This is a genomic window from Kluyvera sp. Awk 3 (assembly GCF_028069715.1).
Taxonomy (GTDB): domain Bacteria; phylum Pseudomonadota; class Gammaproteobacteria; order Enterobacterales; family Enterobacteriaceae; genus Kluyvera; species Kluyvera georgiana_A.
The window spans coordinates 1-272 of the sequence record NZ_JANEWH010000351.1 but is presented as its reverse complement, the minus strand read 5'-3'; the positions used below and the strand labels follow the sequence as shown (position 1 = coordinate 272).

At 54.0% G+C, this 272-nt stretch carries 1 rRNA gene; it reads right to left on the bottom strand.

The annotated features are described in order from the left end of the window. A 16S ribosomal RNA gene (locus NNN71_RS25355) occupies positions 1-272 on the bottom strand; the annotation flags it as partial.

The following is a 272-nucleotide window of genomic DNA, read 5'->3' as shown; positions in this document are numbered from 1 at the left end:
TGAGTTCCCGGCCGAACCGCTGGCAACAAAGGATAAGGGTTGCGCTCGTTGCGGGACTTAACCCAACATTTCACAACACGAGCTGACGACAGCCATGCAGCACCTGTCTCACGGTTCCCGAAGGCACTAAAGCATCTCTGCTAAATTCCGTGGATGTCAAGAGTAGGTAAGGTTCTTCGCGTTGCATCGAATTAAACCACATGCTCCACCGCTTGTGCGGGCCCCCGTCAATTCATTTGAGTTTTAACCTTGCGGCCGTACTCCCCAGGCGG